At 67.2% G+C, this 13,046-nt stretch carries 12 protein-coding genes and 1 tRNA gene; 5 read left to right on the top strand and 8 right to left on the bottom strand.

All coding sequences use genetic code 11. The features are described from left to right. Window positions 1-111 precede the first annotated feature (111 nt). The 3 genes from JOF56_RS07025 to JOF56_RS07015 all read right to left on the bottom strand — a co-directional run bounded on the left by JOF56_RS07025 (window position 112) and on the right by JOF56_RS07015 (window position 4,405). Entirely contained in the window at window positions 112-537 is a 426-nt protein-coding gene (locus JOF56_RS07025; RefSeq protein ID WP_209635648.1) for a hypothetical protein, read from the bottom strand. 489 nt (window positions 538-1,026) lie between these two features. Continuing rightward, window positions 1,027-1,099, bottom strand: a tRNA-Arg gene (locus JOF56_RS07020). Window positions 1,100-1,177: 78 nt separating this feature from the next. Beyond that, on the bottom strand, window positions 1,178-4,405 hold the full coding sequence (locus tag JOF56_RS07015) for a penicillin acylase family protein (protein WP_209635646.1): 3,228 nt from the start codon (window positions 4,403-4,405) through the stop codon (window positions 1,178-1,180). Window positions 4,406-4,628: 223 nt separating this feature from the next. Here JOF56_RS07015 and JOF56_RS07010 point away from each other — a divergent pair, with 223 nt between their 5' ends. After that, window positions 4,629-5,276, top strand: coding sequence for a response regulator (locus JOF56_RS07010; protein ID WP_209635645.1), 648 nt, complete (start codon window positions 4,629-4,631; stop codon window positions 5,274-5,276). Here the strand turns inward: JOF56_RS07010 and JOF56_RS07005 are convergent, their stop codons facing one another. The 3 genes from JOF56_RS07005 to rpmB form a co-directional block, all read right to left on the bottom strand. Continuing rightward, window positions 5,277-6,803 (bottom strand): GGDEF domain-containing protein, encoded by a 1,527-nt coding sequence (locus JOF56_RS07005; protein WP_307854960.1) that lies wholly within the window; start codon window positions 6,801-6,803, stop codon window positions 5,277-5,279. A 180-nt stretch (window positions 6,804-6,983) separates the two neighbouring features. Further along, window positions 6,984-7,148 (bottom strand): 50S ribosomal protein L33, encoded by a 165-nt coding sequence (rpmG, locus tag JOF56_RS07000; protein ID WP_209635643.1) that lies wholly within the window; start codon window positions 7,146-7,148, stop codon window positions 6,984-6,986. Then, complete coding sequence (gene rpmB / locus JOF56_RS06995) at window positions 7,148-7,384, bottom strand: 50S ribosomal protein L28 (protein WP_209635641.1); 237 nt, start codon at window positions 7,382-7,384, stop codon at window positions 7,148-7,150. Before rpmB ends, rpmG begins: the two co-directional genes overlap by 1 nt. Before the next feature lie 64 nt (window positions 7,385-7,448). Between rpmB and mrf the strand changes: the two genes are divergently transcribed. Further along, window positions 7,449-8,573 (top strand): ribosome hibernation factor-recruiting GTPase MRF, encoded by a 1,125-nt coding sequence (mrf, locus tag JOF56_RS06990; RefSeq protein ID WP_209635639.1) that lies wholly within the window; start codon window positions 7,449-7,451, stop codon window positions 8,571-8,573. Here mrf and JOF56_RS06985 read toward each other — a convergent pair. Both JOF56_RS06985 and JOF56_RS06980 read right to left on the bottom strand, forming a co-directional pair. Continuing rightward, entirely contained in the window at window positions 8,563-9,207 is a 645-nt protein-coding gene (locus JOF56_RS06985; RefSeq protein WP_209635637.1) for a histidine phosphatase family protein, read from the bottom strand. The genes mrf and JOF56_RS06985 overlap by 11 nt on opposite strands. A gap of 15 nt (window positions 9,208-9,222) precedes the next feature. After that, window positions 9,223-10,206: an SGNH/GDSL hydrolase family protein gene (locus JOF56_RS06980; RefSeq protein ID WP_209648064.1), complete on the bottom strand. Its 984-nt coding sequence runs from the start codon at window positions 10,204-10,206 to the stop codon at window positions 9,223-9,225. A gap of 68 nt (window positions 10,207-10,274) precedes the next feature. On the opposite strand from JOF56_RS06980, the gene JOF56_RS06975 reads away from it, so the two are divergent. From JOF56_RS06975 to JOF56_RS06965, 3 genes are all read left to right on the top strand, one after another. Beyond that, complete coding sequence (locus JOF56_RS06975) at window positions 10,275-10,886, top strand: trimeric intracellular cation channel family protein (protein ID WP_209635635.1); 612 nt, start codon at window positions 10,275-10,277, stop codon at window positions 10,884-10,886. Window positions 10,887-10,934: 48 nt separating this feature from the next. After that, entirely contained in the window at window positions 10,935-11,633 is a 699-nt protein-coding gene (locus JOF56_RS06970) for a response regulator transcription factor (RefSeq protein ID WP_209635632.1), read from the top strand. Between the two features lie 71 nt (window positions 11,634-11,704). After that, window positions 11,705-13,027 carry a sensor histidine kinase gene (locus JOF56_RS06965; RefSeq protein ID WP_209635630.1) on the top strand — a complete coding sequence of 441 codons (1,323 nt, stop codon included), beginning with the start codon at window positions 11,705-11,707 and terminating at the stop codon, window positions 13,025-13,027. The last annotated feature ends 19 nt before the right edge of the window (window positions 13,028-13,046 follow it).

The following is a 13,046-nucleotide window of genomic DNA, read 5'->3' as shown; positions in this document are numbered from 1 at the left end:
GAGCCGGAATGCCTTTGTGCCGCGCGGTAAAGAGCAGATGTGCGGTCACACCAGCCATGAGAACCTAACCGCTGAAAATGCTGTGAACAGGGCAAACGTCGGTCGCTTCTGTCACGCGACCTCGTGATCTTCCGGCATCATTCCTCGCTTCATGAAGACGGTGAGGGCAACCTCGGCGGCCGAGCGGAGCTGCTCCCACTCGGGAAGTGCTTGAACCTCAGAGAGCGGCGGGTAGTCATCTGAGAGGGCGTCGGCTGCCGCCTCCCAGGCCACCTGAAACTGGCACACTGCGTCAACCTCAGCGGCGTCGTAGACGTCCAGGAAGTCAAAGTTGTGTCTGGGATCCTTCGGGAACCAGTCCTCCCACTGGTTGATGACCTCGTACGGCACATGCACGATCTGCACGTTCCGTTCGTACTCCTGTTGGTCATCAAACGACGCAGCCACCTCGAGATACTCGATGATCCGATTGCGGTGACGCTGCAACACCACCCGGACAGTGGGCCGCTCTCTCGCTCCTGCGTCGTCTTCGGGCATGGCACAAGTTTGTCAGAGACCGCTCGTTCATACATGGACTACTCCGGCCTACGTCCTGAAAGGCCATCAACCTCCGTAAGACCAACATCACCCTGCGCGATCCGGGATCAGCGTGGTCTGAAGCACCGCGCACGCACCACACCGCGCCCGGTGCCGATCCCGCCCGAACTGGTTGCGATCCTGCGCACCCATCTCGCCACATTCGGCACGGACACCGACGGTCGGCTGTTCCGTGGCGTACGCGGGGGCGAGGTGCCCGTGCGGGTCTACAACGCGGTATGGCGCAAAGCGCGGACGGCCCGTTCACACCGGACGCGGTCGCTCAACGGCTCATACAGGAGGCCATGCGGGCCCCCGAAACTTGGGGGCGTATTGGGGGCGAACACCCGGATTCGTCCGGTCCGGGCTGGACACAGCCGGACAACGTGTTAGCGGCCCCCTACCGGCATTGCTGCTGGTAGGGGGCCGTTTCGCCCGGTGAAAGACGAGTGCCCCCGGCAGGAATCGAACCTGCGACACACGGTTTAGGAAACCGTTGCTCTATCCCCTGAGCTACGAGGGCTTGTTCGCGAACAGTGTACGGGTGTTCGCGAACACGTTTCAGGGTGACCCCGAGGGGCGGGGTCACCCTGTCGTGGCTCTAGTGGGCGTAGAGCTCGAATTCGTAGAGGGAGTAGCCCCATTTTGTGCCGCGTTGTTCGCCGGTGAAGCGGACGTAGCGGGCGTCGGTGGTGGGGAAGGCGGCTATGTCTGTGCCGCCGTCTCCGGTGGTGGTCGAGTAGACGGGGCGCCAGGTTGTGGCGTCGGGGGAGACCTCGATGCGGTAGGCGCGGCCGTAGGCGGCTTCCCATTGCAGGACTGCGCGGGAGACCGGCTGGACTGAGCCCAGGTCCACGGTCAGGGACTGGTTGTCGCTCCAGTCGCTGGCCCAGCGGGTTTTCAGGTTCGCGTCCACGGCGTTGCCCGCAGGGGAGGGGTAGGCGCCGGTTTCCGCGCTGGTGGCCGTTGCCGTCTTACCTTGTGAGAGGTTGGCGATGTTGAGGCCGCGGCGGGCTGGGAACTCCACCACCTGCTGGAACGTGGGGCGGTTCTGCCAGGTGATCTTGTCGTGGGTGATGCCGCCCAACGGGCTGTGGACGATCGAGTCCGCGCACCACTGGTCGCCTGCCCCGCAGCTCGCGTCGCCTGGGTAGACCTGGTTGACCGGGGCCGCCGCTGCCTGGGTCAGGGTCGAGAGCAGGACCTGGCGGCAGCCGGAGACTGTTCCGCCGCCACAGTATTTCTGGGGCAGCGGGCCGGCGACCTGGTCGCCCAGGATCGAGCGGATGTCCTTCTGGACGTAGCCCCACCAGCCGTACTGGAACGACGAGCCCTTGTGGGGCTGTCCACTGTGGAAGTCGGGGGTCCCGTTCTGGAAGCCGGACGGCGACTCGTTGATGCCGATCGAGCCCACCAGGGCGTTGTAGGCCGCGTCCCCGAGGCCTGGCTGAAACTGGCCCTTCACCAGCAGGGGCCACCACGCGTCGAGGGTCTTGATCGCGTCGGCGTTCGCGTACTTGTGGCTGCTCTGCGCGGTCTCCTTACGCAGCGACCCCTGGGAGATCCAGGTCTTGAGAGAGGTCACGATGCGAGCCTGGTTGGCGTCGGTCACCGGCTGGCTTTCGATGACACGCAACAGGTACGGCAGCACGCGTTCGGCGCGCAGGTCAGCGAGGGCCGCCTCGGCCATGGCCTGGGTCAGGTTGACGCGGGTGACCTTCTTGCCGCCGGAGATCATCGCCTTCACGCGGGCGTCGAGCAGGTCCACGCGGTGTACGGCGCTCTTGTCGTAGCCTGCGGCCGCGTAGTCCTTGGCCTGGCCGTTGTTCCAGCTGACGAAGTAGTCCTGGTTGACGGCTTGCGGGTGTTCCGCGAACGGCGTGTAGGACGCGGTGTTGGTGGCCGGGACCCAGTTGTTCCACTCGTACGCGGGCTGTGCCCAGATCGGCATGTTCGGGTCCACGGACGCCTTGCGCGACGGGTTGGCGCCGGAGTTGAAGTACGCCGTGTCCTTCGAGTCCACATAGAACCAGTTGAACGTGTAGTTCACGTGTGAGGCCGCTTGCTGGAAGGCCTGCGCCGACGTGATCACCGACGGGTCGTTGAACTCCTGGAACCCGATGATCGAGTCGATCTCGTGCTGGTAGGTCGACCGGAGACTGGTGTACGCCACCGGTTTCCCGCCCACTGTGGCGCGGTGGGTGATCGGGCCGTATGCGGTGCGGTAGCTCACGAGCCGGTACGAACCCTCGGCGGTGCCGTCGGCGACCGTCGGCTTCCAGGCGTTCTTACGCTCGATCGTGTCGATCGGGGTGCACACTCCGCGCAACATGTAGTGCGTGGAGGCCTTCGTCGGCGCGTTGCCGCTCGGGTCGCACAGCTCGACGGCGTACGTGTCGATGATGTCCTGCGCCGAGGTGGTCGCGCTCCAGGAGTAGTCCTGGCCACGGCCCAGCAGCACGTAGAAGCTGATGCCGGCGAACGAGGCGCCACGCGCGCTGATGCCCGGCCCCTGAAGTTCCTGCAGGATCAGCAACTGCGGAGCGAAGTAGCCGGTCTGCGGCCCGAACACGGCGACCGGGTTGCCGCTGGCGGTGTGCTGACCGGACACCACGAGCGCGTTGGACATGCCGTGCTTCTCGCTCAGCAGGTTTCCTGGCAGCACGCCGTCGTTGAACATGCCGCGGGCGGCTTCCTGACCGGCGGGCGCCGCGACCTGGACGGTGGCCGGGTCGGCTGTGCCTGCGGAACCTGTGGGGTCGTACACGAGTTGCTGCGGTGTCACGGAACCCTTGTCGGGCATCGCGAGGCCCTGCGGGTTGGCGGGCTGCTTGCCGTACGGGAAGCTCTGGCCGTTGTGCAGGGTCTGGATCGCCTCCGGGTCGTTCTGCGCCCGGAACGCCTGCCAGGCCTTCTCGCCTTCGGTCGCGCCGTACCGCTCGTTGAACGCCATCCGGGTGATCGCGGACTGGACCTCGCCGCCTCCGCCGCCACCGAACTGCGCGCCCACGACCGAGGCCAGGATCACCAGGTCGGGCAGGGTGAACGGGTCGATCTTGCCGGCGTTGGTGATCGAGTCGATGTGCCCGGTGAGTACGTACTCGCCGGGGAAGTACCGGCCGTTGTACGACTGCTGGATGTAGAGGTTGACGCCGTCGACGTAGGAGCGGGCGTCAGCCAGAGCCTGGGCGCCGCGGGGACTCGACGCCGCCGCGCGCTCGATCTGGGCCTGCAGTTCCGCCTCGTTGTACGGCGCCGTCTTGAAGAAGTCCTGCTCGAGCTGCCGGTTGGACGGCGCGCCGCCGGCGAACGGGGTCAGTTGGCCCCGGCCGACCCGGCGGAACAGGTCCATCAGCCACAGCCGGTCCTGCGCCGCGGCGTAACCGGCGCCGAACATCGTGCCCGCCCGGGTGGTGCCGGTGACGTGCGGTATCCCGAGCTTCTTGTCACGCACGATCGTCACGTCCGAGCGCGGTTTGACGGTGCTCTCGACCTGGTCGGCGGCGACGCCGTAGGAGGAGTCGTTGAAGAACTGGCCGATCTTGTCCGTGGTCAGCCCGGCGGCGCCGGATGCCAGGGTGTCGTATTTGGCCAGTTGGTCGGACGCGTGCGCGGGCCTGGTGCCCAGCAGCTTGTGCGCCAGGATGTCGGCCAGCGTGGCGTTGCCGTTGGCTCCGGGCGGCAGGATGTCGGCGCACTGGCCGAGGCAGTAGTCGTTGGATGCGGCTGCGACTTGGGTCTCAGCGACGCCTGTGGGGGCGGCGGCTACGAGGCCGGCGGTGGCGGTCGCGAGAGTGGATAAGGCGGCGACTAGCAAGCGTCCGCGCATTGCAGGGCTCCTCTCAGGCGTGACGTTGAGCACGTTACCCTCGAGTAAACATATTGCGAAAGACCCTCATGTTTAACCGTCCGCGACGGGCTACGCTCGCTAAGTAGAGAAATGTGACCCGTTAGGGATTGACCTTCAACCTATTGGGTGAGAAAAAGGGCCATTGGACTCCGTCCGGCCGTAGGAACCGGCCTGACAGGACCCGACCGGGGAGGCGCCAAAGGTGATCAAGGTGATGCTCGCGGACGACGAGGACCTCGTTCGTTCGGGACTTCGGACGATCCTGACCAGCGCGGGGGACATCGAGGTGGTCGCCGAGTGCGACGACGGCCTGCACGTGGCCGACCTCGCCAGGCAGCACCGGCCGCACGTGGCCCTGCTCGACATCCGGATGCGGTCCGCGGACGGGCTGTTCGCACTGCGCCGGCTGCGGGCCCTGCCTGAACCCCCCAAGGTCGCCATGCTCACCACGTTCGACGTGGACGAGTACGTCACGGAAGCGCTGCGCATCGGCGCGAGCGGCTTCCTGCTCAAGGACACCGAACCGGCGGTTCTGGTTCGTGCGGTCCGGGACCTGGCGGCCGGTGGGGCTGTGCTCGACCCGGGTGTGGCTGCCCGGGTGTTGTCGACCGTCGCTGACGGTGAGCGAGCGGCCGAACCCGCGAGGCGCCTGCTGGCGTCGTTGTCCGAACGGGAGCGGGAGGTCGTCGGCCTGATCGGCCAGGGCCTGTCCAACGCCGAGATCGGCAGCGCGTTGCACCTGTCCGAGGCGACCGTCAAGGGGTACGTGTCCGCCGTGCTCGGCAAGATCGGCGCGGTCAACCGGGTCCAAGCCGCGCTGGTGGCCTACCGCGGTGGCCTGATCGCCTGATCAGCCGACGGGCGGGCTCATCGCCTGGTCGAGATCTGGCCATTCGACACGGTTACGGCCGTTGCGTTTGGCCAGGTAGAGGGCTGTGTCCGCGGCGGCGAAGAGATGTTCGAGGCTGCCGTGGCCACTTGCCACGCCGATGCTCACGGTCGGGCGGCGCGCCGCGCCAAGCCTGGACCGCCAGTCGTGCGCGTCCACCGCCGCGCGGATCCGCTCGGCCACGGCGAAGCCGAGGTGCCCGTCGCCGACCAGCAGAATGATGAACTCGTCGCCGGCCCACCGGGCGACGAGGTCGTTCGCGCGGGTCTCGCCGCGCAGCAGATCCGCGATCTCCCGCAGCGCACTGTCGCCGACCGCGTGCCCCGCGTCGTCGTTGATCTCCTTGAACCAGTCCACATCGATCAGCACGAGCCATGGCGTGCAGTTGATCGCCGCCGCCCCGGCGAGCACCTCGGGCGCGGTGCGCTCCAGACCGAGCCGGTTGGTCAGACCGGTCAGCGAATCCCGCACGGCGGCCGCCTGCGCCACGCTCGCCAGCCGCTGGGCCTTGATGGCCAGCCGCCGTTGTTCGAGCGCCTGGCCGAGGCCTTCCTGCATGGTGGCCATCGCGGTGTGCCGGGCGCTGACGTTGCGGCGCAACGCCGTGGCCTCACCGGCGAAGTCGTCGAGCTCGGCGCAGATGTCGGCGAGGTCGGCGGAGAACCGTTGCAGCAACGAGGTGTCGTTGGTCAGCTCGGCCTGCCGGACGGCGTTGCTGGCGTGTGTCCGGGCTTCGACCAGCGAACCCTGGTCGCGCCGGATCATGGCCAGGACCCAGTTCCCGACCGCGACACTCCAGCGGTCACCGTGCGACACCCCGGCCTCGAGGACCTGCTTCGCGACTTTCTCGCCCTCGGCGAACTCCCCGCAGCCGACCAACGCGGCCCCGTACGCGCCAAGCACTCCCCGTTGTATCTGTTCGGACACGTCCGGCAACGCGAGGCCTTCGGCGAGCGCGGTCCGGGCTTCGGTGAACAGCGGCGGCGCTTCGGCAGCCGGACCGTCGAACGCCATGAAGTTGAGCGTCCCGCCGAGTTTCTGCAACGCGACGGCCAGCTCCACGACGTCGTCGCAGTCCCGTGCCACGTCGACTGCCTGCCGGAGCAACGTCAGGGCGGCCTGTGCGTGCCCGATTCCGTTGAGCAGGTAGCCCAGGTAACCCATGGCCCGTGCGGCCAGCGGCGCGACAGGCTGCTCGGCGTCGATGTCGGTCCAGCCCTCGGCGGCCAGTTCGAGCGCCAGCGGGATCCGGCCCAGCCGCCACGCCGTGATCGCGCGGCCGGTCAGGATCGCGGCCCGGGACCAGTGGTCCAGGTCGGCCGGGATGATCTCCAGTGACTTGTCGAACTTCGCGCCGGCCTCGGCGTGGCGGGCAGTGTTCAGCAGCAGGCGGATCTCCAGGTCCTCCCGGAGGATCTCACCGGCCCTGTCCTGCTCGTCCTGGTCCAACCCGACCTCGGCAACCTGTGTAGCTAGCCCCTCACGCACCCCGCCGTGAAGATTACCCGGACAAGCACAGGGACTGGGCCGCGACGGACCAACCGTTTGATCTGTAACTCTTTCGGACTAACCGGCGCGTGGTCCGTCCGGCCGTCAGGGCCGCCGCCTGATCCACTGTGGACCAAGCGTTTGCCGTGGCGGAAGGGGTTCCTACGCGAAAGTCGCAAATCATCGTTCCTCGCGGAACTCGACGTGCCGCCGGGCGATCGGGTCGAACTTGCGCAGCACCATCCGATCGGGATCGTTGCGCCGGTTTTTCCTGGTCACGTAGGTGAACCCGGTGCCGGCCGTGGAGCGGAGCCGGACGATGGGGCGGATTTCGTTGCGGGCCATCAGATCTTCATTCCCTTCCGGCGCAACCGGGCGACCACGGCCTCGATTCCGTCACGGTCGATGGTCTTGATGCCCTTCGTGGACACCGTCAGGGTGATCGTCCGGCCTTCTGATGGCAGCCGGTAACGGCGCCGTTGCACATTCGGGTCCCAGCGTCGCTTCGATCGCTTGTGGGAGTGCGAAACGCGGTTGCCGAAGCCCGGTCCGCGCCCGGTGATCTGACAGATCGCCGACATCCAGCCTCCTGAAAATGACACCCATTTTCATTTAAGATAGCATGTCGGGGACGAAGGGAGTCACATGCCGGTCCCACTGGTCGTTGTCGTGGGCCTGCCGAGAAGGCAGGTTGCCTCGGTCGCAACGAGACTGATGCGTGCCGAGCCTGGTTCTGTCCTGCTGCGCCATGATTTGAGCGGAATCGGCGAAGGTTTCGTCGTGCGCAGGCAAAAGTCCGGGCAATGGCAAGAAGTCGCCCATCTTCAACTCGAGCACGGTTGTGTGTCCTGCACGTTGCGAGAGGACCTGCTGCCGCTCGTGGCCCAGCTCGCCGGGCGCCCCGGCGTCACCCGGATCGTGGTCCACCTGGACCCCACAATGGAGCCCGAGCCGGTCTGCTGGGCGATCCGCGATCTACCGGTGAGCGTGCAGGGCGTGGTCACCGTGGTGGAAGCGGCGACATGGCTGGCAGACGCGACCGGTGACGAGGAGTTGGCGGAGCGTGGTTTCGGTGTGGCCGAAGGAGATGACCGCACGGTCGCGCAGGTCGCGGTCGGGCAGGTGGAGATGGCCGACGCCATCGTGCTGGCCGATTCGGGCGCCGATGCGTGGACGACCGCGCGCACTATCGCTGTCCTGCAAAGAATCGCACCATTGGCGAAGCGTGTTCCCTTCGCCGAAGCGGCGGACGCGCTGCGAGACCTGCCGAGGGAGGCCAGGCGCGGCCGGATCGACCGCTGGTTCGACCCGCTTCTGCGTGGGCAGCCGCCGTTGGAACAGGACTGTGGCGTATCGCTGACTGTCTTTCGTGACCAACGGCCGTTTCACCCGAGGCGACTGCACGACGCGATCGGCACGCTGCTGGAAGGAGTCGTTCGTGCCCGCGGCCGGTTCTGGCTGGCCGGCCAGCCCGACGTGGCGCTGTGGTTCGAGTCGGCGGGCGGTGGGCTGCGGATCGGCCAGGGCGGTGCCTGGCTGGCCACAATGGACGATTGGGCCGGTCAGTGCCGGCAGCGGACCGCGAAGGCGTCGCTCGACTGGCATCCGCGGTTCGGCGATCGCGTGCAGGAGCTGGTGATCGTTGCTCACCACGCGCTGCCGGACGAGATCACCTCGGCGTTGCAGGCAGCGTTGCTGACCGACGGCGAGCTCGCCGAAGGGGAAGCAGCCTGGCTGCGATATCCGGATCCCCTTGTGGCTATTGAGTAGTCCCGTCCGGCGACGGCCGCCACTGCGGGAACGGCCGGTCCAGACTCCACTTCTTGTCCTGCAATGTCAGGATTCTCGGCTCGACCTGGTTCGGATTGGACAGTGACTCGAACAGGTCGATGCTCCACGAGAACACCCGTCGGCACAGCAGGCGCATGGTCAGGCCGTGCGTCACGAGCAGCAAAGTCGACGGATGCGCCGCGTCCTCACGCACCCTTTCCTTGAGCTCGGCGAGGAAAGCGGCCACCCGGTCGTCCACATCGGCCCCGGACTCGCCGTGCGCGAGGCGGTAGAAGAAGTGCCCGAACTCGTGCCGCTTGAGCTTCTGGATCTCCTGCTCGACCGGGTCCTGCAGGTTTCCCCAGTCCTGCTCACGCAAGCGGGGCTCGGCGACCGTGCGCGTCACGATGTCGCCGAGCCCCAGCAGCTCCAGCGTCCGCTGCGTCCGGACATACGGGCTGACATAGACCGCCACAGGCCCGTCGCCGAGCAGCTCGCGCACACCAGGCCCGGCGGCGCGAGCCTGCTCCTCACCACGCGCGGTCAGCGGCAGCGCATGGTCGGGAATACGGCAGTACGCCAACTCGTCGACGTTGCCGAGGCTCTCGGCGTGTCGTAACAGGATGATCCGCACCATGACATCGTGCCGTCACCTACCGGCGCCTGCCTTGGTGAGCCGGGTCACGGTCGACTTGTCGCCAATCACGGACTTGGCAATCGAGCGGGGCATCTCGCGTTTGCCGGCCGTGGCACGGGCACCGAGAGTCTTGCTGATCTCGTTGGCCACACCGACCATCCCGGCCTTGAACGGGTGGTACTTGATCGCGGCGAGAAGGTTGTTGTCCTTGCCCTGAATCCACGCGGACTGCCCGGCGCACGCGTCGTGGCCGAGCGACGCGGGATACATGTCGACAAACGTGGTGCGTCCGTCCGCGTTCGCGGCGGTCTCCAGCGCGTTGTTGAGGGCCTGTTCGACCTCGTCGAGCCAACGAAGGTCCCCGTCGGCGATCGGCAGCACGTTCGGGCACGTCCCTGTCGGCGGCACTATGCGCGGATAGCCGACCAGGACGACCTTCGCGTCCGGCGAGCGCTCGTGGACACCGCTCAGCACGGCCCGAACGCGGTCCCCAGTCATGGCGACCTTCTGTTGCATCGTGTCGACGCCGTTGACCGTGAACTCGTTGCGGCACGGCGAACCGGTGGGATCGGAGGACCGTAGCTCGGGGCATCGGCTTGTCAGCGTGCCGAACACGCCGAAGTCGTTGCCACCTATGCCGATCGTCACCAGGTCGGTGTCCGCGCGCAGGAAGCTGAACTGCGGCGGGTGCGTGCCGAACGGGAGCGGCGGTGTCTGCGGCTGCAGCATGTTGGTGGTGTCCGCGCCGCCGCAGCTGCCATCCGTGTACGACGGCAGCCCGAGGTTGTCGGCGAGCCAGGCGGGGTAGTTGTTCGTCGAGGTGTAGCAGGCGAGCCGGTCCAGGCGCGGCCACGGGATGCCTGGCCCGGAGGTGTAGGAGTCGCCGAGGGCGACGTATCTCTCGTACTGTCTCTCATACTGCGAGGCGGCCGATGCGGTCGGGGACACCAGGAGCAGACCGAGCAAGGCGGCCATGATCACGCGCAGTGTGTTCACAGTCACACTGCATCACCGTGGATGGCATATGTCCAGGTGGATCCCCCGGTCGGAGCTACTTTTAACCCGTGTTGTTGACAGTGCTTGACCTGGCTGGGATCGCGGTGTTCGCGGCTTCCGGTGCGCTGGCGGCCGTCCGGGCCAGGCTGGACACGTTCGGGGTAGTCGTGCTGGGGATGACGACCGCGCTCGGTGGCGGGATCATCCGTGACGTCCTGCTCGGCATTCATCCGCCGGCCACGTTGCGGGACTGGCGGTATCTGCTGGTCCCGGTCGTCACATCGCTCCTGGTGTTCTGGCTGCATCCGCAGGTCGCCCGGCTGCGCCGCGGGGTGCTGCTGGCGGACGCCGTCGGGCTGGGGCTGTTCACCGTTTCGGGTACAGCCACCGCACTTGCCCACGGCGTGCCGACGTACACCGCGTGCCTCATCGGAATGACTGCTGGTATCGGCGGCGGTGCGCTGCGTGACGTGCTGCTTCGAGAGATCCCCATGGTTCTGCGCAAAGAGATCTACGCCCTGGCCGCGCTGGCCGGAGGCGTCGTGGTGGTCGTCGGCGACCAACTGCGTCTTCCCGGCGCTCCGGTCGCGATCGCGGGTGCTGTCCTAATCGTGACCATTCGTGTTCTTGCGCTGTGGCGCAGGTGGAACGCTCCTGTCGCGCGAGGTATTGGTACCTGATTAGGCGTTTCTCAGGCGTATCTCAGTCCGGCAGGTAACACTGACCTCATGCGCATACTCGTAGTGGACGACGACAGGGCTGTTCGTGAGTCCCTTCGGCGGTCGCTGCAGTTCAACGGATACCAGGTGGAGACCGCGAGTGACGGCCAGCAGGCACTCGACACGATCGGGAGCGGCGGCCGGCCGGACGCGATGGTGCTCGATGTGATGATGCCGAGGCTGGACGGCCTCGAAGTGTGCCGGCAGCTTCGCAGCACCGGTGACGACCTGCCGATTCTCGTGCTGACCGCGCGCGACTTGGTATCCGACCGGGTTGCCGGTCTGGACGCGGGGGCCGACGACTACCTGCCCAAGCCCTTCGCGTTGGAGGAGCTGCTGGCCCGGCTGAGGGCGTTGCTGCGGCGGACCGCGGCCGACGCGGCGGCGGCCGAGAAGCAGGAGCCGTCGCTGAAGTTCGCCGACCTGGAGCTGGACCCAGGCACCAGGGAGGTGCGCCGGGGCGACCGCTCGATGAGCCTGACCCGTACCGAGTTCTCCCTGCTGGAGCTGCTGCTGACGCATCCCAAGCAGGTGCTCACGCGCGGCCGGATCCTCGAGGAGGTCTGGGGGTACGACTTCCCGACCTCCGGCAACGCGCTGGAGGTCTACATCGGTTACCTGCGCCGCAAGACCGAGGCGGCCGGTGAACCGAGGCTGATCCACACCGTGCGAGGCGTCGGATATGTGTTGCGGGAGACGCCGCCGTGATCTACGCCCCGCACGAACCTGGGCGCCGGCAACGTTTTTCGCTTCGAAGTCGAGTAACCCTCCTGGCCGCGATGTGTGTGGCCGGGGCGGTGGCGCTCGTCTCGCTGGGGGCGTACCTCACGGTGTCGCGCAACCTCTACGACCAGGTAGACCAGAACCTCAGAGACCGCGCGACCAACGCGTTGAGCGGCCACAACGTGGACATCGACGGTGGCACGACGATCCCCGCGTTGTTCGCCGCGCTCAACGACGTCAAGTTCACCGTCATCGACGACGACGGCAACCAGGTCATCCGGGTACCCGGCCAGGTGCCGCCGTACGGCGCGGACGAACGTGCAGTAGCGGCCGGCACCAGGCAGGAGTACACCCGGACCGACGGACGGACCGACAGCCGCGTCTACTCGATCCGGATCCAGGTCGGCAATCAGCCGGCGGCTTTGGTGGTGGCACAACGCCTGCAGCCCACCAAGGACCTGCTGACCGATTTGGCGCTGGTGCTGATCCTGATCAGTGGCGCGGGCGTCGTGGTCGCGGCACTGGCAGGCACCGCGGTGGCCAGAACTGGGTTGCGGCCGGTGGAAAGGCTGACTCGGGCGACCGAACGGGTGGCCAGGACCGGTGACCTGCGGCCGATCCAGGTCAGCGGTGACGACGAACTCGCACGTCTGACACACAGTTTCAACACCATGCTCGGCGCGGTCGCCGACGCCAGGGACCGGCAACGCAGTCTGGTCGCCGACGCCGGGCACGAGCTGCGGACGCCGCTGACTTCGTTGCGTACCAACCTGGAACTGCTGATGGCCTCGGAGGCGCCGGGCGCCCCCACACTGTCCGATCAGGACAAGGCCGAGATCCAGGACGACCTGCGCGGCCAGCTCGACGAGCTCACGCAGCTGATCGGCGACCTGGTCGAGCTGGCGCGTGAAGAGGGCGCACAGGCGGTGTGGGAGCCGGTCGAACTGGTGGAGGTCGTCGAACAGGCGCTGGACCGGGCCCGGCGGCGGGCCGGGGACATCAAGTTCGAGGTCTCCCTGCAGCCATGGCGATTGATCGGTGACACGGCCGCTTTGGAACGCGCTGTGCTGAATTTACTGGACAACGCGGTGAAGTTCAGCCCGCCTGACGGGACAGTGCGAGTACGGCTGGGTTCCGCCGGAGACGGGTTCGCGGTGCTGGAAGTCGCTGACGAGGGCCCCGGAATCGCCGAGGAGGACCTGCCCCGCGTGTTCGACCGCTTCTACCGTTCGCAGGAGGCGCGGACACTGCCAGGTTCCGGACTCGGACTGGCGATCGTGCAACAGGCCGCGCTCCGGCACGGTGGTGAAGTGCTCGCCGGACGCTCACCCGAGGGCGGCGCGCTGTTCAGCTTGCGACTGCCGGGAATGCCGGGGTGAACGACTAGAGTGCTGCGGC

Origin of the sequence: Kibdelosporangium banguiense (genome assembly GCF_017876405.1) — a bacterium.
Lineage (GTDB): Bacteria > Actinomycetota > Actinomycetes > Mycobacteriales > Pseudonocardiaceae > Kibdelosporangium > Kibdelosporangium banguiense.
Note: the sequence above shows the minus strand (reverse complement) of the source record. Positions and strands in the feature narration are given on the sequence as shown.

Coding starts and splice junctions, on each gene's coding strand:
- rpmG (WP_209635643.1), bottom strand. CDS start 7,148: ATGGCCCGCAACGAAATCCGCCCCATCGTCCGGCTCCGCTCCACGGCC.
- rpmB (WP_209635641.1), bottom strand. CDS start 7,384: ATGTCGGCGATCTGTCAGATCACCGGGCGCGGACCGGGCTTCGGCAAC.
- JOF56_RS07025 (WP_209635648.1), bottom strand. CDS start 537: ATGCCCGAAGACGACGCAGGAGCGAGAGAGCGGCCCACTGTCCGGGTG.
- mrf (WP_209635639.1), top strand. CDS start 7,449: ATGCCGGTCCCACTGGTCGTTGTCGTGGGCCTGCCGAGAAGGCAGGTT.
- JOF56_RS06965 (WP_209635630.1), top strand. CDS start 11,705: ATGTGTGTGGCCGGGGCGGTGGCGCTCGTCTCGCTGGGGGCGTACCTC.
- JOF56_RS07015 (WP_209635646.1), bottom strand. CDS start 4,405: ATGCGCGGACGCTTGCTAGTCGCCGCCTTATCCACTCTCGCGACCGCC.
- JOF56_RS06970 (WP_209635632.1), top strand. CDS start 10,935: ATGCGCATACTCGTAGTGGACGACGACAGGGCTGTTCGTGAGTCCCTT.